The sequence below is a fragment of the Chitinophaga sp. LS1 genome, from assembly GCF_034274695.1.
Classification (GTDB): Bacteria; Bacteroidota; Bacteroidia; order Chitinophagales; family Chitinophagaceae; genus Chitinophaga.
Genome location: NZ_CP128362.1, coordinates 6,217,477 through 6,239,047, shown reverse-complemented (window position 1 = coordinate 6,239,047; position 21,571 = coordinate 6,217,477). Strand labels below are relative to the sequence as shown.

Genomic DNA, 21,571 nt, shown 5'->3' with positions numbered 1-21,571 from the left:
ATTGATTTTTTAAATGAATTACCAACCCGGGTTTTGCACCAGCACTCCTTTGGAAATACTGATTTCCGTCTGCGGAAATGGATAATAATACATCTTACTGGCGTTAAAAACGCGCTCTTCTACGCTGAATGTGGTGTATACACCATTATTCACTTTTACGCCTAACAGAGGCTTATTTAAGGCCGTTTCTGCATCCTTCCATCTAAGCAGGTCCCAGTATCTGTAATCCTCAAATGCTAATTCAATTCTTCTTTCATGCTTTACAGCAGTTCTGAATTCGTCCTGATTGGTGGCTGTTACCGCCGGCATATTTACCCCCGTACGTGCACGCACCATATTGATCGCGGCTCTGGCTGTTAATCCATATCCATTATCATTATCCGGGCCATAGGCTTCATTCATTGCCTCTGCATATTCCAGCAATACTTCTCCATATCGCATTACCACCCAATGGTGTGTGGCAGTACCTCCCTGCACAAGATTCAATCCATCATTCAGGAATTTTTTCAGATAATACCCCGTCTTACTTGCATTCGTATTTGCCATATCATCCGTACCCCCCGGAGCTTCGTTGATCACCCTGCTATTCCATGTACTTCCATTCGTCACGACACTCATCCCCAGTCTTGGATCACGGTTGGTATATGGATTCGCGGGATCCGGCGTACCAGTATATTCATAATCTGATACAAGATTTTCTGAAGGCGTTACTCCGCTCTGACCACCGGAAGTACTGATGGGATAGTTCATGGTTTCCATGTAATGATTCGCTGTCTGCCTGACTGCCAAAATCGTTTCGCCGCTGCTTAACGTATTACTTTGCAAAAAGTAATTCCTGTAATCATTTGATAAACTATATATCCCTAACGCAATTACATCATGGGCTGCAGCAGCTGCCTGCTGCCATCTCAATACATCTCCGCTTGTATTGTGCAATGGACTGGCCCAATATAGTAATGCTCTTGCCTTTAATGCCAGTGCCACGCCCTTTGTGAACCGGCCATCATAATTGGAAAAAGAAGAGGTTTTCCAGTTCACCTGCAAACTGTCCTGATATAATGTTACCTCGTCAACTACAAAATTCATCACACTATCATAAGGTGTAGCCGGCATAATCGTATTCTCATCCGCATTCAGCACCCTTGTCAGCAGTGGTACACCTCCATATCTTTTTGATAATTCAAAATAGAAGTATGCTCTCAAAATGTGTGCTTCCGCTCTATACCATGCCACATTCATCACATCATTTTTGTAACTGATAGCACCGGCAGCAGAGATCGTGTCCCTGTTAGTGCCTAAGATATCTTTGTAATTCACGGAGTGTTCCAGGAAGTAATTCGCCGCCCTGATCCCCCTATAATAGCTACTGTAATAGTTATCCGGATTCGTCGTCGCATTCCAGCTCCCCTGGTTAAACAGCTGTGCATCGGAAATGCCTGAAGTCTGCTCTGCCTCGTCCGTGGCTGCTGCAAAGAGATTACCATCCACAGATAAAAAGCCATTCCTGATATATGCATACGGCGCATTGCCCAGCGAGATCAGCGTACTGTAATCCGAATTGAGCGTCTTGTCTGTCTCAGATGAATCGATCTTTGTATTTAGAAAGTCTTTTGAACAGGCACTCAGCACCAGCAAAATGACTATATAGATTGTTAGTTTCTGCATGAGGGTCATTTTATTAGTTAAATGAAACACTGAGTCCACCGATGTACGATTTCAGTCCCGGATATCCTGTTGGGGTCTCCGGATCAAAGTTGTAATCTCTTAAGAGCTTGCTGATGGTGACTGGATTCGTCGCACTCATGAACAAGCGCAAACGACTCAGGTGTGCTCTTTTCAGGAATGCCTCAGGCAAAGAATAGCCTACTTCTATATTCCTGATCCGCAGGTAATTGTTTTTCTTTATCCAGAAAGTTGAATTCCGGTAGTTATTGGTATTTGATTGTGTAGTGAGCCGTGGATAGGTAGCTGTGCTCCGTGTGTCAATACCTTCTGACGGATAATAGGCCCAGGCGCCTTTGGCCATTGGGAAGGCATTGTTATTACTTACGAATGCCAGGGTCTGCGTTGCTGCATTTAGCAGATTGAAATCAGCACCAGCACCTCCCTGGAATAGGATTGCCACATCAAAACCCTTGTAATCCAGTGATGCATTAAAAGAGTAATACAGGGATGGATAGGCCGGATGCCCGATCTTAGTCACGTCATTCTGATCCACGAATCCGCTATTGTCAAGGTCTTTGTATTTCAGATCTCCAGGTTGTACTGCACCAAAAACAGGTACTGGTTGTCCTGACTTTAATGTACCATCTGCATTGAAATCGTCTGTCTGGTAAAACCCTTCTGCTATTAAGCCTGTGGGCGTACTGACAGATAATCCTGTCGTTTTACTAAAACTATTCACAGGGGTAATTTCAGCTTTATAGTCTACCGTGTTCTTATGATACAGCATACTGCCTCCTACATGGTAACCCAATCCTTTCCATGTATCGTGGTAGTTCATGGTGAGTTCAAATCCTTTATTTGTCATCTTCCCGATGTTCTTAAACATCAGTGCCGTACCAATAGTCGCGGCATAACTGGCCTGATCGTAGGTGATAATACCACCACGTTTATCCATGTATGCATCTGCTATAATATCCAGTTTCTTAAACAGGGTCATATCAAAACCGACATTATACTTCATGCTATGCTCTGCAAAGATGTCGGGGTTGGCTATATAAGTAGGTGCGATGGCTGTGTTGGAATTCAAACTGGTCACCCCCGTATAAAATGCGGTAGAGGTACCATAATACTGCTGGTAAAGATACCTGCCCTGTGCAGAGTTTTCATTTCCTGATTTGCCTGCAGAAGCCCTGACTTTCAGGTACAAAGGCGCTGTCAATGCAATCCATCCTGCAGAGATGGCCGGATAGAAACCATGGTTATGACCTATAGCATAGTTGTCTGAACCGCTATATCCAAAGCCAAATCCTAGCATATACTTATTACGGTATGTATAATCAATGGTGCCACCTAAGTTCGTATAGTGATGGAAGATGTTATTACCTGTATTATACCCTGAACCATTGAAATTACCATTCCAGTCTTCTATATAGTTGCTGGCAAAATAATTCACCAGTGCATGTACCGCATGGGAACCAAAAGTACGGTCATACCCGGCACTCAGGTTAGCCTGTTTCCAGTCGTACTGGTTAGTCGGTGAACTGGCACTGGCTACAAGATCTGAAGTAACATCAGTTGTTGTTTGCACGCCATTATAATAACGTGCATAGGTAGCTGTTTTGCTGGCAGCGCTTCTGGTCCATGTATTGAAACTCACTGCTTCACTCAGGTATAACCCGGGAGTAATGAAATCCAGTTTTTCTTTCAGGTTAAAATTCGCCTGTAATGTTCTGTCATGTGTCGATGTCCAACCCAGTGCTTTCAGTGATGCTACAGGGTTATTTGAATAAACGGTCGTGCCTGACCAGTTGCCCGTTTCATCTTTCACCGGGTACACATTGGAAGGGTACACCGCCATATTATTCCATAAGCTCGGGCCGTTGAAGTTCGGATATCGCCTGTCTTCAATACGGCCACCCAGGTCTACTTTGGCTTCAAATATTTTGAAAAAGCTAAAATCCAGGTTGGCCCGCAGGTTAAAGCGCTGGATCTGTGCATTTGAAGTAGTGGCATTTGTCGCCACATTATACAAACCCTGGTTCTTCATGTAATCTACGATGAGTGCATATCGGGTAGTTGTATCACCGCCACTGAAAGTAATATTCGCATCTCTGAATACGGCGTTCTTTTTCAGAACTTCATCAAACCAGTCTATATCTGTACCCGTACCATTTTTATACGCCTCCAGTTGTGTGGTGGTATACTTTGGCGTGTAAATATATTGATGATTGTTTACCGCATACAGGTCATTGCTGACAGCCTGATTATAGAGTCGTGCATAGTCATAAGACCGCAATGGCTTATTGATATTCTCAGCCTGTTGTACGCCATTTCTCACCTGCACCTGTACAGTGGGTTTGCCTGCATGGCCTCTTTTTGTAGTGATCCATAGTACGCCGTTCGCGCCACGCATCCCAAAGGCAGCGAGTGCTGCGGCGTCTTTATATAATTTAACTTCCGCAATTTCTATGGCAGATAAATACTGGAAGTAGGTATTGTTCACCTGAAATCCATCTACAAATATGGCGATGTCATTGTTGTCGTAAGTGCCCATGCCGCGTATCACAAAGCTGGCATTGTCATAGCCCGGCTCGCCGCTGGCCTGTTCGGTGATGATACCGGGCAGACGGCCATAGAAGGTATTGGTGATATTTGCAGCCGGTGTCCTGTATAATTCCTCTCCGGATACTTTTGATACGGAAGCCGTAGGTATCGAATCCGGAACGGATTGCGCCAGCACTTTACCGGAAAAGGCCAGCATATATAGTAGCGTTCTGTAGCGCATGTTCAATAATTTTTAAAGCGTGATTAGTAGCCGGGATTCTGGATCAGGGTACCCTTGTTGATTTCCGTTTGCGGGAAAGGATTGAGGAACTGACGGGGTGCCCAGAAGCCCAGGTACATCTTGCCATCATGATAGTCCGTATTACCTGTCATTTTTGATCCTACATCACTGTTGAAATGCAGGGTGCGAATCACGCCGCCAATCAGGCCGTCACCGATATCTGTTCTTTTCCAGTGTTTGATATCATGCAGCCAGTAGTTCTCATCGAAGAACTCTGCTGCCCATTCTCTCTGGATAATCGTTCTCAATTTTGCCTGATCGGTTTCAGTAATAGCTGGCAGGCCGGCACGCTGATGAATGATGTTGAGTTTAGCCAGTGCATTGGCAGATTGTCCCAATTCGTTGTACGCTTCTGCTGCAGATAAATAATAAGCCGCGAGACGGAAGATGGGGAACTCAAACCAGTTACGGGTGCCTGCTTTGTAATAGAACTTTACAGGTACAGCGGCTACGTTCATCGCCCATTGAAAGAGGTTGGAATTCGCCCAGTTATTATCATTCGGGTTGTTCCAGGTGTCAATCTCCCATGCTTTGAAACTCGCTTTGAAACGGGGTTCCATAGCCTGTATACGGGTGGTGTAGTCAGAAAAGGCTGTGGTGGCAGTTGGCCATACCTGGTCGGTGCCATCTGCTTTGTAGTAGTTCTCGAGATAACTGGTAGTGAGCCCATTTCCATATGCCTGCCAGTTATGCATGTTGTAAAACGTGTTCATGCCACTACCACCGGCATCGTATTTAAATGCCAGTATGATCTCGGCGTTGGCAGGTGTGGAGGTCGCTGTACCATAATCATCCAGCGGATTGCCGGTATTGATGATCTTAATACCTCCATTGGTTTCTGCTTCTTTGATCACAGCTTCGGCAGCGATGGCAGCCGTTTGCCAGCGGGAAGCGTCTTCATTGCCCATGCAGATGAGGTTATTATTAGCTCCCAGATCCAGATAAGGCGTAGCTGTATTAAAAAGAGGACGTGCCGCGTATAACAGCGCCTTTGCTTTGATGGACAAGGCGGCGGACTTCGTCATCCGGCCGGTCCAGGTAGCAGACCATACGGCTGGCAATACAGCTGCTGCAGCATCACACCAGCTGCTGATAGAATCTATTACTTCTGCTACTGGAGCACGGGGAATATTCAGGTCATCGTTTACAGTCAGTGATTTGGTCACGATAGGAACACCTCCGTACATGATCACCATTTGTTCATAGTCGTAAGCGATGAGTGCCAGCATTTCTGCTTTCACAATGGCTTTGTCAGCTGCCGTCATGTCGGTGACCTTGTCGATGTTTTCCCTGACGAGGTAGGCCTGTCTGATGGCAGTGAAATTATAGGCGTAGCCATCCATGTCTTCCGTATTGCCTGTTGCAGTGAGGCCGGTACTGGTGGCAATACCATAACCCCATGTCCAGGAGAAGCCATAGGTGAGAGCGCCGGATATATTGTCCTGGATGAGTGAGTTCCAGTTACCCTGATAGGGCAGACCCTGACAGAGCACTTTCTTATAGGCGTTGGCGATAGCTCCCTGCGCTTTGATAGTCGTAGAGAATACCGAATCTGTCGTTGTTGTATTGGAGATGGGCATTTGCAGAAAGTCCTTCTGGCAGGCAAACAGCAACAGCACCATGCATATGATATAGTAAGGTTTCATCTCAAATATTTTTAGTGGATCAGAACTGGATATTGGTACCGAAGTTGAACGTGCGGGTCAGCGGGTACATATATCCCATACTGTTCTTGCCATCGTCCGCCAGCTCAGGGTCAATGCCTTTCATCACTTCTTTGCTCCAGGTAATGAGGTTATTACCATTGGCGTAGAAGCGGATACTTCGGATATGCGCGCGGGTGAGTAATCCCCTGTCCTGGATGCTGTAACCTATTTCAAGGTTCTTGAGGCGCTTGAAGTTGTTAGACTTGAGCCAGAAGTCGCTGAAAAGGTTATTGGGGCCGGAACCACTGAAAGAGAAGGAGGGATAGGTAATCTTTTCACCATTCTCATACTTTTCCTGTGTCCAGTGGCCATCGTAGTAAGGCTGGAATACAGCACCTACGTTCTTGGCAAATGGGGTACTCAGCACATAACCGGATTGCGGGAAGGAACCCTGTGCTGTACCGATAAAGAGGGCAGAGATATCGAATCCTTTATAAGAGAAACCGATGGTCAGGTTGTAGGCTATGCGAGGCAGATTGGAGTAGCCGATAGGCACCTGGTCTTTGGTATCAATGATGCCGTCGCCGTTGATATCTTTGTAACGGATATTGCCCAGTCTTGCCTGATTGCCGTTCGTATTATATGGGCGGTTATTCAGTTCTTCGGTAGTGTTGAAGAAACCATCCCATACATAACCTTTGTATTGCCCAATGCTGTAGCCGGTCTCGTTCATCCATGGATATTGGTAAGACGGCTCTGCCATATATTCAATTTTATTGCGCGCGTAGGAGAAGTTGGCACGGAGGAAATAACTGAGTTTACCAATATTATCATTGTACCCCAGTTCGATCTCATATCCCTGGTTGCTGACGCGGCCAATATTCGCAGGAGGTACGATGGAAGAGGATACCCCATAAGTAGCCGGGATCGTTTGGAGGTTCACGAGGATGTTATTCCTGTTTTCCCTGAAGAGGGTAGCGGAGAGAGTGATCTTATCCTTCCACAAACGCAGGTCAGCGGCAAGATTTAGTTTCTTTGCACGTTCCCAGGTCACGTCAGGATTACCCAAAGTGGTTTCGCTGGCGCCTGAGAAATAAGGGTTTGCACTACTACCATTGCTATTGCCAAAATAGTAACCGCTTGAACTGGATGACCAGCCATTTGGCAGGTAGAGATAGCGGCGACTTCCCAATCTGTCGCTACCGACTTCTCCATAGGAGCCACGAAGTTTGAGCCAGGTAAGCACATCGTTCTTCGGATAGAATGGTTCTTTTGTCACAACCCAACCCGCAGATACAGCGGGGAAGTAACCAAAGCGGCGCTTAGGTGCGAAGTTTTCAGTACCATTCAGACCCATGTTGAATTCCAGCAGGTAGCGTTCACTAAAGTTGTATGTAACACGGCCTACCAAACCCATTAAACCGGAGGGTGTGTTATAGGTTAGATCGTGTGCCGTGTATTTCTGGGCATTGCCAAGGAATAATGCGGACACGTTGTGATTGCCAAAACTGTGGGCGTAGTCGATAGAAGCTTCCAGGTATACTTTGCGCCAGGCACCATTACCCCAGTTGTCGGAGGTGTAGTCAGGGTTTAACTGACCACCGGCAAGCACAATGTTATTAGGATTGTTGGGATCGCGCATGGCTTTGTAAAGCGGAATGCTGGTGGTTTGGTAGAAGCCCTTCGTATAACTGTCATCATAGGCGATCTTTCCATTCAGATTCAGTCCCTGGGTGATGTAGTCCATCTGGTGCTTCAGGTTCACGGTGCTGGTGAGAGTTGTAATATACTGATTCAGCGTACCGGCACTGAGGAAGTCACTGATGGGAGAGACACCACTCCCACCTTTATCAACAAGGGGATTAATGCCATCGCCGGAGGTACCGATAAACCCATTCACCAGTTTGCCATTAACGAAGTTGGGGCCTACGAACGGACTACTCTCAAAGATCTTCTGGATGATAAGCTGGTAGCGATCGCCCTGGTCTGTAGAGCTATAGCCGCCTGAAGGCACATGGCCAACGGTTGATTGCCCCGCCAGGTTCACGCTGATCTGGAAGTTTTTGAATACGTCGATGTCGAAGTTGGATCGGAAGTTATAACGTTTGAAGTTGGAATTCGTATTAGAACCACCGTAATTGTAGTCGTTGAGAATACCTTGCTGGTGATAGTAGCCTAGCGAAGCAAAGTACCTTACTTTTTCAACTCCGCCGGATATATTCATGTTGTATTGTTGTTGCTGGCCCTTACCTCCGAAGATTTCCTTGAAATAGTTATGCGAAGTGTAGTACAGGGCGGGGCTGTTGGCCAGTGCCTGTCTGTCGCTGGTTCCGATTTCAAGGCTGTTGATTTCGTCTGTAGTATAGTCCCTGTTATTTTTGAACTTCCACAATTCATTGTCGGTGAAGAGCAGGTTGTCAAAGCTGCTGTTGCCGGCGGCCTCCGCGTTGCGGACACCTTCATTACGGAAGAGGGCGTATTGATAAGAGTTGAGAATGGGCAGGAGGGAGGTAGCGTTTGTAAAACCGCCATTTGCGGTGAAGCCGAAGGTAGGTTTATTGAGTTTCCCTCTTTTGGTGGTGACGATGATGACACCGTTCGCGCCCCGGATACCATATACAGCGGTAGCAGAAGCATCTTTCAGAATAGAGATGCCTTCGATTTCGTTTGCATCCATGGCGTTGAGCACCACGTAAGGCTGCTCTGCCGGTTGCTGTATACCATCGATTACGATGAGCGGATCCTGACCGTTTAAAGTGGCAATACCACGAATGTGAATGGTCGCAGCATTCTGACCGGGTTCACCGCTGGATTGTACGGCGCTGATACCGGAGGCTCGCCCTACAAGCATATTGGTGATGTTAGACACAGGGGTGGAGACGAGCTCTTTGCCACCAACGGTAGAAATAGCCCCTGTCACGGTAGGTGCTTTTTGTTTGCCGTAGCCGACAACCACCACTTCGCCGAGCGCTTTATCTTCCGTGACGAGGTTGATGTTGAGAACCGGGCGTGCATTGACATTCACCTCCTGCCGATGGTAACCGATGAAAGAGAAGATCAGGGTAGCATTGTCTGGTACAGTAAGTTTGAAGTGACCGTTTTCGTCTGTTTTGGTAGCGATGTTGATATTGTTCTTCTGGTAGACGCTCACGCCGATGAGCACTTCATTGCCGGAGCGTACCGTACCGCTTACAGTAAGGGAGCTTTGCCCGTAGGTAGTGGGTAATCCTATTAGTTCAAGCAATAGGAGGGCTACCGACCATTGTAAGAGTAGTCGTTTGATCATGATGTAGAAATTGGTTTTTACAAAATGGAATCCCCGATTAGTGGTTGTCTGCAAACGTTTGCATCATTCGAAATAAAAAAGGTAGCGATGGAACGTAATCGTTTACAATTTGGTTCATAATAAAACAGTTTTTCTTGTGGATGTAATAAAGGATGTTGGCCCTTTGGTGAATCAGAGTAATCGTTTACAATTGTTTTCATAACTACAGTTAGGTGAATGCTGGATGGAAAAGTATTATGAAAAAAGGAGAGGGTATTTGCGGGAATTAACAAAGAATAGCAGGATTTTAGCCGATGGGGTTGCTAAAATGATTTAGTTTTTTCTTAGCTTGCTTTATATGTCCAAAACTGTATTGATCCTCGGCGCCAATTCTGATGTAGCGAAAGAAGCTACATTATTATATCTCGAAAAAGGGTATCAGGTGATAGCAGCCTCCCGTAGTACAGCAGCAATAGAATCGTTTATGGAAGCGAAGAAGGTTTCTGATAGCCGGTTGACTATCTGTTATTTTGATGCCATTGCTTTTGAAACACATGTGGCTTTCTACGCTTCATTGCCTGCAAAACCCCATATCGTTGTATATTCAGCCGGTTTTCAGGTAACGAATGAACAGGCCCTGACAGATTGGGAAGGTTGTTATCGGATGATGCAGGTACACTATGCCGGCGCTGTATCCATCATTAATATCATTGTAAATGACAAGGGGAATGAGCACCTGGAACGGATCATCGGGCTATCCTCGTTATCAGGTGTACGTGGACGAAAAAGTAACTTTATTTACGGTAGTACAAAAGCAGCATTTACCCAATATCTGGCAGGGATGAGACAATATTTGTTTGCCAGAAAGGTCGTGGTAAATGTGATAGTAGCAGGCTATATCCGTAGCAAGATGACGGCCGGACTTGACCTCCCGGAGTCTTTATTAATGGAACCTTCGTTTATTGCGAATGAAATTGTAAATGCAGGTAATGGGTTTACGATTGTACCGGGCATAAAATGGAAATTAATATATCAGGTATTGAGATTGATGCCTGAAAAGTTGGCGGCGAGATTGCCATAGTTTTAAAAGGTCTTTCTTTCTATCCCCCCCTACACCACCAAAATCCGCCCTTACGTCAAACTTATTTCCCCCTCCCCAACATCCTCGCTAATTTTCCTGCATAAACTCAAACTTATGCAATCTTGAGAAGATTGATCTTCTTGATCTGAAAGACGTGTGTGAAAATGCCATTGAATTGAACTCGTAGCTAAAACAACAACAGGTAGATGTTTTATTCCTGGATATTGAGATGCCTTATATGACAGGTATTGAATTATTAAAAAACCCTTACCCGCCCGCCAAAGGTCGTATTTACCACTGCGTACGAAAAATACGCACTACATGGATATGAACTGGAAGTACTGGACTATTTATTAAAACCTATTTCTTTTGAACGCTTTCTCAAAACAGCCAATAAGATCTATGACCATTTCCAAACCCAACCATCCACAAGCGATTACTTCTTTGTAAAAGTTGATAGCAAGCTGGAAAAGATCAGCGTGAATGACATTCTCTTTGTCGAAGCCATGGAGAATTATGCTGCTATTCACGTACCTGACAGAAAGATCATCACACACCTTACATTAAAGATGTTGCAGGAGCACCTGCCCGCAACATCTTTTGTACAACCACACAAGTCTTACCTGGTGGCCATCGACAAAATCAATAGTATTGAAGGTAACACGCTGTATGTAGGTGCTTTCCAGATTCCAGTTTCCAAATATCAGAAGGAAGAAACACTACAACGCATTTTACATAATCGTTTCCTAAAGCGATAAGGCCGTAGCGACATTCACTATCCCCCAGCCAAAAGAACTATTGCGGGTCACAGGGTAGGTGCCTGCTCTCTGCATCTTGCTGATAATGCTATCTCTTGGATAACCCGGGTTTTTACTCCATATCAATGCTGCGATGGCAGAACAACTTGCCGTTGCTACAGAAGACCCGCCTACTGTGGAAGGTACATCCCCGCTCATCGCAATACTCAATGGATGCAAACCGTTACTGGCTTTTTCCATCACTATTGTAAAATCTACTTTGCTCCCTACGTGACAGTCGTCACAACGTGTGGTCAGGTTATCTTTCACCCCCGTTACAGCATGTACCTGTGGCTGGTTAGCCGGAAAGATCACTCCCACAAAACTTGCAAAGAATGAAAATGAAGTACCTGCGGCACAGAACATCAATTTCTGTTTGCTATCAGCATAAGCAATCGCATCCTTGATCTGACCATAGCTAAAGATGGTACCCAAACTCATACTGATGATCTTTACATCCGGATCATCTGCACCCAGTACATAAGCATCAGTTACACCATTTACAGATTTTGAAGAGAGGATCACCACATTTTCAGCCGCATGTACCATGAGCAGATTACAATTGTAGGCAATGCCAGCAGTATTGCCATCTGTGCCCCGAGGTCCTGCCAGTACACCCGCCATACTGGTACCATGCCCGCAATCGTCATTGGTGGTAGCACCGGAATATGTCACCGCACGTGCAATGCTTCGTCCCGAAGAGTAACCCTGATTGAATGCGGAGCCTAAGTTTTCCTGCGCATCACTGATACCCGTATCAATAATCATAACCTTGATATTTGCTCCTGTAGATTGTGCCCATGCCTCAGGAATGTGGTGATAAGTGTAATTCCAGGATTGCTTGGCTGCAGGGAGTATCGAAGTATATTTAATATTCGTTTGGGCTGTATTACTCCCGCAGCCGAAATTCAATAAGCTACTGGCAGGCCTTGCATTAGCCTGACTATAAGCACCATAGCCAATAGGATCTGCATAGCGAACAAATCCACGCAGTGCTTTGATCGTAGCATAATTACCCACTTTCAAGTTAAGAAATGGCAATTTCCCTTCTTTAAATGGATAAATAAGCGCGCCTTCATGTTCCTTTACCACTTTTAATACTTTCTCCTTATCGCCGGTATTATAGCCTATACTTAATACACTATCTGACTGAATCAATGCACTCCACAACATACTATCATTGGCCATGGCCCAGTCGAAATGATCCTCCTCTTTAAGTCGTTGTTCAATAAAATCATTGATAGCAGATTTCGGAATAATCGTGTCAGGATTTGAATTGTTGATAGTGGGAAGCGTATCCTTCCGGGAACAGGCGCTGAGTGCCAGCAGGCACAGAATAGGGTAGATGGGTTTCATAACAAAGGATTTACATAGAAGTTACGAAAGTTTTATTGAAAAGTTTCATTTGCAACAAAGTTGCATATCTTTACTGCAAATAATACATATAATAATGACAGACCGTTTGCCTGTAACGGTACTCAGTGGTTTCCTGGGTGCCGGTAAGACTTCTTTGCTCAATCATATCCTACATAATAAAGAAGGCCTGAAAGTGGCCGTTATTGTCAACGATATGAGTGAGGTGAACATAGATGCCCAACTCGTAAAGAATGAAAATACCCTCAACAGAACAGAAGAAAAACTCGTAGAGATGAGCAACGGCTGCATCTGCTGCACCCTCCGCGAAGACCTACTTATTGAAGTAGAAAAATTGGCCAATGAAAAGCGGTTCGACTATTTATTAATAGAAAGCTCCGGTATCAGCGAACCGCTTCCCGTAGCGCAAACATTTACCTACGGCACGCTTGATGAATTATCCAGACTTGATACCTTAGTTACTGTTGTGGACTCCTACAACTTCCTCCAGGACTATGGCAGCACCCGTATCCATGAGGAGCGGACAGTGGTAAACCTGCTTACTGACCAATTGGAATTTGCGAATGTTATTATATTAAATAAAACAGACCTGATCACACCAGAGATGTTAGGCACTTTAAAAGCCATGATTAAAAAACTAAATCCCGGTGCAAAGATCATCACCAGCGAATTTGGAAAAATTGCCCCTGCTGACATACTGAATACTCACTTATTTGATTTCGACACCACCAGTCAACAAGCCGGCTGGATCGAAGAACTCAACAAAGAATACCATACACCGGAAACCGAAGAATACGGCATCAGCAGCTTTGTCTTCCGCAGCCGTGAACCCTTTCACCCAGCCCGCTTCTGGCGATATTTAAACGAGGAATGGCACTCCAACATCATTCGCAGTAAAGGTCTCTTCTGGCTCGCTTCCCGGCAGGATGACGCTATTAACTGGAGTCAGGCCGGAGGTAGTCTCCGCGCTGAAAAAGCCGGTGTATGGTGGTGTAGTATGCCCTACAAAGACCGTATCCGCTACGCCAGCTTCCTCGATTACAAAGAAGAAATAGAAAGCAGGTGGGATAAAAATTTTGGAGATAGATACAATGAACTTGTTATCATCGGCAAGGATATGGACAAGGATTTAATCACCATAGAACTGGAAAACTGTTTATGCACACCTGTGGAAATCGCAGCAATGCAAAGAGGACAAAGGTTTTCAGATGAGTTTCCCTTGTAGTTAACTTAAACATAATATAGAACCATTTTTTTCAATAATAATTTCGCATCGCTTTAGAGCTCCGTCTTATGATGAAGAATTTGACCGATGCGGAATTATTATCCTTAGTCCGGAAGGAGAACGATGAGAAAGCTTTTGCCATACTTGTATTACGCTACAATGTAGCGTTGTATAAGTATATCTATGCCCGCGTGCGATTGGAAGATGACGCCAAAGATATACTGCAGGAAGTACTGATCTCCTGCTGGAATAACCGGCACAACATTCAAAACCCCGAAAAGATCTTCAACTACATGTGCCGTGCCGCCTACTATTCTGTAATAGACTGGCAGATAGCGCACAAAAAAATATTAGCGCGGCAAACTACCTTATTAGAAAAAGACGAACCCAGTACTTTCCCTGTCGAGAACCAGTTAATAGCCGTCGAAATGCGGGAAAAGGTGGATACTGAAGTCGCAAAGATGAATGATACCATGCGGAAAGTTTTTATTTCCAGCCGCTGGGAATCTAAGTCTATCCACGAAATAGCCCAGGAATACGGACTCTCAGAGCAAACCGTAAAGAATACCATATCGCTTGCCCTCAAAAGGATCCGTCTCCGTCTACAAACAGACCATTGGCTCTCTGTTTACATTCTGTTAACATTGTGTTTACAATTCCTTAACGGTACCGCTTATATGATTTAGAGACTATACTGATGAATGCACACATCATCAGACAAAGCAGAGATATTATCGCTTTTTAAAAAATACAGAGCCGGTGAAGCTACGCCGGAGGAAGCTGCCCGTATCAGGGAGTGGTTTGATTCTTTCGAAGAATTACAAGACGATCCGGCATTTACGGATGCTGCTAATGACGCTGCCCTGGAGGCTTTGGAGCGCATATTCCATCCAAAGGTGAAGGTGCGTGTATTGCCACGCATCCTGAAAGTTGCCGCCGTATTTATATTAGTATGTACGTCTGTCCTATTTATATATAAACAATTACACCAGCCTCCTGCTCCCATTACCTATGCCTTGTTGCAGGCAGGAAAAGCTGAGCGTAAAAAGATCACCTTGCCTGATGGTAGTATCGTGACCATCAATGCGAATACGCAACTCCGCATCCCGTCTGACTTTGGCGTACGTGACCGTGTGCTCGAACTGACAGGTGAAGCCGTGTTTGATGTAGCGCAGCATATTGCAAAACCATTTATTGTTCGTAGTGGAAACCTGCAAACAGTAGTATTGGGTACTTCCTTCAACGTGAAAGCCTATCCCGGTGAAAAAGACGTAGAGATTGCGGTACTGACCGGTAAAGTAAGGATCGAGAAAAAGGCAGCTACCCAAACTACTGTACTCTCCGCAGGTTTGACCAAAGACCAGGTATTGACCTACAATAAAGAACACGACTCCTTAAACATAGGTACAGGAAAGTCAAATGAAATTGCCGCATGGCAGAACAATGTTTTCTACTTCGAACAAGCCAGTATTCCGGAAATAGCCGCTGTTTTAGAACGACAATACAATATCCATATCACCCTGACAGGACAAGCCAGACACAATTGTAAATACACATTACAGTTAAAAAATGAAACGGTGGAGAATGCCATGAGATTGCTGTCACAGTTATCCGGCATTACCTATCAGATTAATCATAATGAAATTAAAATCAACACAGCATCATGCGAATAAGATGTAAAATGCCAACAAATATGACGCACCGGGCGTACCTGCTGCTCATATTATTGACTTGTCATGTAATGGGTTTTGCGACAGAACTGCGCAGCCAGATCACGATACAGGTGCGTGATACCCGCATTAATTTAGACGTTAAAAACACACCACTCAGAAAAGTATTTTTACTCATTGAATCTCAGACTGGCCTTTCCATTGGTTACAATACTACACATGTTGCAGATAATCAGCTTGTGAGCTACAAAGCTGCTGCTGCTCCACTGGCGTCCGTTTTGCAGGATTTACTGAAAGGGTACGAAGGTGCTGTGAAACAGGTGGATGAGCGTCACATCTTCCTGAAGATTGAAAAAATAAAAGCTGTTCCGGTTGTAGTAGCACAAACTACCGATGCCGCAACAGTGACCATCTCAGGTGTGGTTACTGACGAAAGCAACATGCCTATTCCAGGTGTGAGCATTCACGAAAAAACATCTAAGGTAAACACAACTACCGATGTTGATGGTAAGTACTCCATCAAAGTAAACATCGGTGATGTTCTGGTATTTAACTTCATCGGTTTCGCTCCACAGGAAGTACCGGTTACTTCAGAGAACATTCTGAACGTACGTCTGAAAAGCCAGAACAGCCAGCTCCAGGAAGTGGTAGCCATCGGTTACCAGTCTGTAAGAAAGAGCGATCTGACCGGTGCTGTATCCAGCGTAAAAGCGAGCGAAATGAACCTCACAGCACCTACCGTAGGTCAGGCGATTGTAGGTAAAGTAGCAGGTGTACAGGTATCGCAGGTGAGCGGTGCACCTTACAAGAGCACCAAGATCCGTGTGCGTGGTATTGGCTCCTTCAATGCGAGCTCTGATCCATTGTATGTAGTAGATGGTTACCCTGTAGATGCAGACGTTTTCATCAACCCTGAAGATATCGAAACCATCGACATCCTCAAAGATGCGGCTTCTGCAGCCATCTATGGTTCCCGGGCTTCCGGCGGGGTGGTGATGATCACTACCAAAAGAGGTAAATCCGGTAGCAGAGGTAAACTGGAATATAGTTATACCACAGGTGTAAACCAGGTGTCTAAGAAAGTGAAGCTGTTAGACAGCAACCAGTTCCTGCAACTGCTGGTAGACGGTCGTAATGGTACTTATAGGAACCTGATAGAAAACAATACCTCTTTGACATGGAATGATGGTATGATGAGTGATAACAATGCTACCCGCGTGGCAAATGTGGGTAATGCGAACGCTGTGCAGATCGATCCCCGCTATTATGACTTCGCCAATCAAAAGGTAATTCCTTCTAAATATAATACTGACTGGCAGGACCTGATTTACAGGAATGCTTTCTTTGGTCGTCACAATGTATCCTTCTCTGGTGGTACTGACAATATCAGGTATTATATGAGTGGTGGTTACCAGGATCAGGATGGTGTGGTACTGAATACAAGTGTAAAAAAGATCAACCTGAGAATGAACCTGGATGCAACGATCAATCCAAGACTGAAGGCGGGTGTAAACATTTCTTACACCAACAACCAGAACAGGGAATTGAGTGAAGGCCGCTGGGATCACAACCCGATCATGACGGCGCTGTTGATGCCTCCAAGTGCACAGCCATACGATTCTAATGGTAATCCACTGAAGAATGAAATTGCTGCACTGTCTACTAAGTATGGTTACAACAGCTTCGAAAACCCGATTGCTCTGGCAAAGGAAATTAACATTACCCGCAAAGGTAACCGTAGTAACTACAACGCTTATGCTATTTATACCATCCTGCCAGAACTGACTGTGAAGGCAAACGTAGGTATGATGAGTTATTCCGAGAAGTATAACTATTATTACCCTACCAGCTTAAGTAGTGGCGTAAGTGCACCTTATTCTGACAATGCAAAGGCAGCAGCAAATGGTATTGCTCAAAACCAGAACGTGGTAGACCAGCTGGCTGAGTTCACCCTGAACTATAACAAGCGATTTGGTAAGCATAATATTACTGGTCTGGCTGGTTATTCTGCCCAGATAAATACCACTGATCTGGTAAAAGTGACTGCAAAAGGTTTTGAAGATGATCGTATCCAGGAAATCACTGCAAAAGGTGCTGATGGAACTGATTTCCAACTGACGGATGCCTACAAATCTACCTGGACGATGATGTCTTATTTTGGTCGTGCAAGTTATAATTACAATGAAAAATATTTCCTGACAGGATCTATCCGTACAGATGGTTCTTCCCGTTTTGGTCCTCAGAACAAGTGGGGTTTATTCCCGTCTGTATCCGCAGGCTGGAATATTTCAGGCGAATCTTTCTACCATGACTGGCTGGGTCAGTTATCTACATTGAAACTGCGTGCCAGCTGGGGTTTAAGTGGTAACAATAATATCGGTAACTACAATACGATGACTACTATGGCAACAGCTACCGGTACCGTATTTGGTTCGGGTACTGTGAGCTCTGCCTATTATCCGGGTGACCTGAAAGATCAGAAACTGGGCTGGGAATCTACTTCACAGTTTAATACTGGTCTTGACATCGGCATCCTGAAAGGTCGTTTGAATTTCATTGCTAACTATTACCTTTCTTATTCCTACAACCTCTTGTTCCAACAAACAATTTCTGCTATCTCCGGTTCTACTTCCATCCTGACTAACCTGCGTGATTCAAAGATCCGTAATAGTGGCATAGACCTGCAGGTTGATGCCAGGGTAATTGATGGTAAAGATTTTCACCTGGGTGTAGCGGGTAATATCTCTATCAATAAAAATAAAGTACTGGATCTGGGTGGTGGTAGCACTATTATCAAGGCTGGTGCTGAGCGTTCTTACAAGACACACATTACAGAGGAAGGCCAACCGGTGGGTATGTTTTATGGCTTCAAGGTATTGGGTGTGGCCAAACCTGGTGATGTGGGCAAGGTGGCAGAATCTTCTGCTAACAGTTCTCCATTGAAAGCAGGCGATTTATACTTTGAAGATGTAAATAAGGATGGTGTTGTAAATGATAATGATAAAAAGGTGATCGGTTCTCCATATGCTAAATTTACTTATGGTTTCGCGCTGAATGCCAGCTATAAGAATTTCACCTTTTCTTCTTCTTTCAATGGTTCTTATGGCAACAAAGTACTGGATGGTCAGGATTACTACCTTTACAACATGGAAGGTTCCGGTAACCAATATGCCGATGCTGCAGGCCACTATGTGAGCGAAGCTAATCCAGGTAACGGTCACGTATTCCGTGCATCCAGAAGTGGTACACAGAGTAATAGTACCCGTTTGTCTACTTTCTACCTGCAGAATGGTTCTTTCTTCCGTTGTACAAATGCTACACTGGGTTATGACATTAAGTCGGGAGTGCTGAAAAAACGTCTTGGTCTGAGCAATGCAAGAGTCTATGCAAGTGTAGACAACCTATTCACTATTTCTAAATACAAAGGTTACAATCCTGAAGTAGATTATAATGATGGAAATAACCTGACACCAGGTGTAGACTATGGTAAGTATCCATTGGTACGTGCATATAATCTAGGTGTTAAGGTAGGCTTCTAATCCTTTTATTTTCAAAATTATTCAACATGAAACGAATATTTTTAGCAATAGCGGTAAGTGTGGTAATGGTTTCCTGTAGCAAGGATTTTCTGAACCAGTCTAACCCCAATGCGCTCAGTGTATCCGATTATTTTGCATCAGAAAATGATGTCCTTTTAGCAGTAAACGGTATATATCAATCCCTGAGAAGTTCTAACTGTATCGGTGAAAGCAGTGGCCTGTACCTGGAAGAGCGATCAGACAATACCGGTCGTAATGACTATTCCAACTCTGGTGAGCCATTCCAGTTTAATGATTTCTCAGTATTAGTCGGTAACTCTTATTTACTGTCTCACTGGGCAGCGTTATATGAAACTGTTTCCCGTGCGAATGTGGTTTTATCCAATATTGATGGTGTAAGCTATTCCAGCAATGATACGAAGCTGGGTTATGCTGCAGAAGCTAAATTCCTGCGTGCATTGATGTACTTCCACCTGGTACGCCAGTGGGGTGCTGTGCCTTTGGTAACAAAGCAGTTGACTACTTCTGACGAGGTAACTGCTTATACCTATCGCGTAGCTGATACAGCTGTATATGCGCAGATCATTAGTGACCTGAAAGATGTATTGGAAAGTCCACTGCCCAACTTCCAGACCGGCGATAAAATTGGCCGCGCATCCAAGGCAGCTGCCAATGGTCTGCTGGGGCAGGTGTACCTGACAATGTCTCAGACTATTGAAGACGGTCAAAGCACAGCTCACTTACAGGATGCAAAAACATACCTCGAGGCTTGTTACAATATGCGCAACTTCGGTCAGCTGAGCGAAATCGCTTATTCAGATGTGTTTAACGTGGATAAAAAATCCAGTTGCCCTGAGCTGATCATGCAGATCGTGTATAAACAAGGTGATGCTACTTATTCCTCTTCTATAGCTGCAAATAACCAGGCCGCCGGTGAAACCATCAACTCACAAAAAGAAGCAACAGGTGTAGGTGGAAACGTTACAGGTGATCTGATCGATGATTATGAAACCGGTGATCCAAGAATGGATTTCTCTGTGAAATATGCGAATGCTTCCAATGTAAAAGATTACTTCATTACCAAGTTCCGCGATGCTTCTGATGCTGCCGGCGTGAATGGTTATGGTGGTAACGATTGGATCCTGATGCGCTATGCAGACATCATCCTGAATCTGGCTGAGGTAAACAATTTGCTGGGCGACCATACGACTGCGATCTCTTTCCTGGATCAGGTGAGAACCAGGGCAGGTATGTCCGATTATGCTACTGCCTCAAAGGATGCTAACTATGCGGCTAAGTACCCAACTCTGAAACTGGCTATCCTGCACGAAAGAAGAATTGAACTGGCATTCGAAAACCACAGATGGTATGACCTGCTGAGAACATTCACCACTGACGAGCTGGTAAGTTACTTCCAGGCAAAGGATCCGGCAAGATATGGAATCGCAATTCCGCAACACTTTACCACTAAGGACAGGTATTATCCTATTCCTTCTGATGAGGTCAAGCTGAACCCAACAGGCATGTACCAAAATCCAGGCTACTAATATTTTACATTTTCCCCCTTATATTTGAGCATGGGGCCAGCTGTAATGGCTGGCCCCTTTTTTAATGATATATGTTATGTATAAACGCCTTTTATTTGTTGGCAGGTGGCAGACAGCGCTACGCACCCCGTCAGTAAATATCCTGATAAGATCATAGAATTACAGGATTTATTGGAAATGTATCCTGATTAAGATCACCCAATCGTTTTATGTCTGTTAAGTATAAACGATTTTTTATATTATAATATTTTTATACCTTCGCCCCCGTTGTTAAACCTTAACTCTTAAAATTTCTCTTAATGGGACAAGCGAACTTACCTAAATTCTTCAATCACCACGATTATTTCATTGACGAAAAAATCGGACTTTTTAAATTCTCTAATGCCTATAAAGTGTACGATGATCAGGGGCAGCAAATCGGTAATATTGAACAAACCGTACCTGTCTGGCACAAGCTCCTGCGTTTATTCCTGAGCAAAGCCGTATTCCCTTTCACCCTCGACATAAAAGAAATGGACAACACCATAGTCGCCACCATTCACCGTGGCTGGACTTTCTGGATGTCGAAAATCACGATACTCGATGGGAATGGTAATCAAATCGGTGGCATCAAACACAAGTTCAAACTTTTCAAACCTTTATTCCATATTACAGATCAATATGGTGCTGTGATTGCCGAGATCAAAGGGGACTGGAAAGCGTGGAATTTCACAATTGTGGATGCAAGTGGGAATGAATTGGGACAAATCACTAAAAAGTGGGCTGGTGTGATGAAAGAAGTGTTCACCACAGCTGATAAATACCGCGTGATCATTGGTAAAGAATGTCCTGAAGATCTGAAAAAGATCGCCATCGTAGCTGGTGCCATCACCATCGACATGGTGTTAAAGGAATCAAAATAATGTGGAGGCCGGGTA

The 21,571-nt window shown here is 44.6% G+C and carries 13 protein-coding genes; 8 read left to right on the top strand and 5 right to left on the bottom strand.

Annotated features, from left to right (window positions below):
- Positions 1–18: 18 nt before the first annotated feature.
- Genes QQL36_RS25600 through QQL36_RS25585 form a run of 4 tightly spaced genes read right to left on the bottom strand, consistent with a single transcriptional unit; the run spans position 19 to position 9,442 of the window.
- On the bottom strand, positions 19–1,665 hold the full coding sequence (locus QQL36_RS25600) for a RagB/SusD family nutrient uptake outer membrane protein (protein WP_083730393.1): 1,647 nt from the start codon (positions 1,663–1,665) through the stop codon (positions 19–21).
- 13 nt (positions 1,666–1,678) lie between these two features.
- Entirely contained in the window at positions 1,679–4,450 is a 2,772-nt protein-coding gene (locus tag QQL36_RS25595; RefSeq protein ID WP_083730391.1) for a SusC/RagA family TonB-linked outer membrane protein, read from the bottom strand.
- A 23-nt stretch (positions 4,451–4,473) separates the two neighbouring features.
- Positions 4,474–6,156 carry a RagB/SusD family nutrient uptake outer membrane protein gene (locus QQL36_RS25590; RefSeq protein ID WP_083730390.1) on the bottom strand — a complete coding sequence of 561 codons (1,683 nt, stop codon included), beginning with the start codon at positions 6,154–6,156 and terminating at the stop codon, positions 4,474–4,476.
- Positions 6,157–6,175: 19 nt separating this feature from the next.
- The gene (locus QQL36_RS25585; protein WP_083730389.1) at positions 6,176–9,442 is read right to left on the bottom strand and encodes a SusC/RagA family TonB-linked outer membrane protein; all 3,267 of its coding nucleotides are present in this window, start codon (positions 9,440–9,442) and stop codon (positions 6,176–6,178) included.
- A gap of 337 nt (positions 9,443–9,779) precedes the next feature.
- Between QQL36_RS25585 and QQL36_RS25580 the strand changes: the two genes are divergently transcribed.
- Both QQL36_RS25580 and QQL36_RS25575 read left to right on the top strand, forming a co-directional pair.
- The gene (locus tag QQL36_RS25580; protein ID WP_321567209.1) at positions 9,780–10,502 is read left to right on the top strand and encodes an SDR family NAD(P)-dependent oxidoreductase; all 723 of its coding nucleotides are present in this window, start codon (positions 9,780–9,782) and stop codon (positions 10,500–10,502) included.
- A 479-nt stretch (positions 10,503–10,981) separates the two neighbouring features.
- The gene (locus tag QQL36_RS25575; protein ID WP_321567208.1) at positions 10,982–11,260 is read left to right on the top strand and encodes a LytTR family DNA-binding domain-containing protein; all 279 of its coding nucleotides are present in this window, start codon (positions 10,982–10,984) and stop codon (positions 11,258–11,260) included.
- Here the strand turns inward: QQL36_RS25575 and QQL36_RS25570 are convergent.
- Entirely contained in the window at positions 11,249–12,655 is a 1,407-nt protein-coding gene (locus tag QQL36_RS25570; protein WP_321567207.1) for a S8/S53 family peptidase, read from the bottom strand. The two genes, QQL36_RS25575 and QQL36_RS25570, sit on opposite strands and share 12 nt — an antisense overlap.
- 94 nt (positions 12,656–12,749) lie before the next feature.
- Here QQL36_RS25570 and QQL36_RS25565 point away from each other — a divergent pair, with 94 nt between their 5' ends.
- The 6 genes from QQL36_RS25565 to QQL36_RS25540 all read left to right on the top strand — a co-directional run bounded on the left by QQL36_RS25565 (position 12,750) and on the right by QQL36_RS25540 (position 21,556).
- Positions 12,750–13,898 (top strand): GTP-binding protein, encoded by a 1,149-nt coding sequence (locus tag QQL36_RS25565; RefSeq protein ID WP_083728861.1) that lies wholly within the window; start codon positions 12,750–12,752, stop codon positions 13,896–13,898.
- A 68-nt stretch (positions 13,899–13,966) separates the two neighbouring features.
- Positions 13,967–14,584, top strand: coding sequence for an RNA polymerase sigma factor (locus QQL36_RS25560; RefSeq protein WP_083728859.1), 618 nt, complete (start codon positions 13,967–13,969; stop codon positions 14,582–14,584).
- A 15-nt stretch (positions 14,585–14,599) separates the two neighbouring features.
- Positions 14,600–15,571 carry a FecR family protein gene (locus QQL36_RS25555; RefSeq protein WP_321567206.1) on the top strand — a complete coding sequence of 324 codons (972 nt, stop codon included), beginning with the start codon at positions 14,600–14,602 and terminating at the stop codon, positions 15,569–15,571.
- 20 nt (positions 15,572–15,591) lie between these two features.
- Positions 15,592–19,107, top strand: a complete 3,516-nt coding sequence (locus QQL36_RS25550) for a TonB-dependent receptor (RefSeq protein WP_321567205.1) — start codon at positions 15,592–15,594, stop codon at positions 19,105–19,107.
- 26 nt (positions 19,108–19,133) lie between these two features.
- Positions 19,134–20,654, top strand: coding sequence for a RagB/SusD family nutrient uptake outer membrane protein (locus QQL36_RS25545; RefSeq protein ID WP_321567204.1), 1,521 nt, complete (start codon positions 19,134–19,136; stop codon positions 20,652–20,654).
- A 299-nt stretch (positions 20,655–20,953) separates the two neighbouring features.
- On the top strand, positions 20,954–21,556 hold the full coding sequence (locus tag QQL36_RS25540) for an LURP-one-related/scramblase family protein (protein WP_321567203.1): 603 nt from the start codon (positions 20,954–20,956) through the stop codon (positions 21,554–21,556).
- Positions 21,557–21,571 lie beyond the last annotated feature (15 nt).

Coding starts and splice junctions, on each gene's coding strand:
- QQL36_RS25600 (WP_083730393.1), bottom strand. CDS start 1,665: ATGCAGAAACTAACAATCTATATAGTCATTTTGCTGGTGCTGAGTGCC.
- QQL36_RS25595 (WP_083730391.1), bottom strand. CDS start 4,450: ATGCGCTACAGAACGCTACTATATATGCTGGCCTTTTCCGGTAAAGTG.
- QQL36_RS25590 (WP_083730390.1), bottom strand. CDS start 6,156: ATGAAACCTTACTATATCATATGCATGGTGCTGTTGCTGTTTGCCTGC.
- QQL36_RS25585 (WP_083730389.1), bottom strand. CDS start 9,442: ATGATCAAACGACTACTCTTACAATGGTCGGTAGCCCTCCTATTGCTT.
- QQL36_RS25580 (WP_321567209.1), top strand. CDS start 9,780: ATGTCCAAAACTGTATTGATCCTCGGCGCCAATTCTGATGTAGCGAAA.
- QQL36_RS25570 (WP_321567207.1), bottom strand. CDS start 12,655: ATGAAACCCATCTACCCTATTCTGTGCCTGCTGGCACTCAGCGCCTGT.
- QQL36_RS25565 (WP_083728861.1), top strand. CDS start 12,750: ATGACAGACCGTTTGCCTGTAACGGTACTCAGTGGTTTCCTGGGTGCC.
- QQL36_RS25560 (WP_083728859.1), top strand. CDS start 13,967: ATGATGAAGAATTTGACCGATGCGGAATTATTATCCTTAGTCCGGAAG.
- QQL36_RS25555 (WP_321567206.1), top strand. CDS start 14,600: ATGCACACATCATCAGACAAAGCAGAGATATTATCGCTTTTTAAAAAA.
- QQL36_RS25550 (WP_321567205.1), top strand. CDS start 15,592: ATGACGCACCGGGCGTACCTGCTGCTCATATTATTGACTTGTCATGTA.
- QQL36_RS25545 (WP_321567204.1), top strand. CDS start 19,134: ATGAAACGAATATTTTTAGCAATAGCGGTAAGTGTGGTAATGGTTTCC.
- QQL36_RS25540 (WP_321567203.1), top strand. CDS start 20,954: ATGGGACAAGCGAACTTACCTAAATTCTTCAATCACCACGATTATTTC.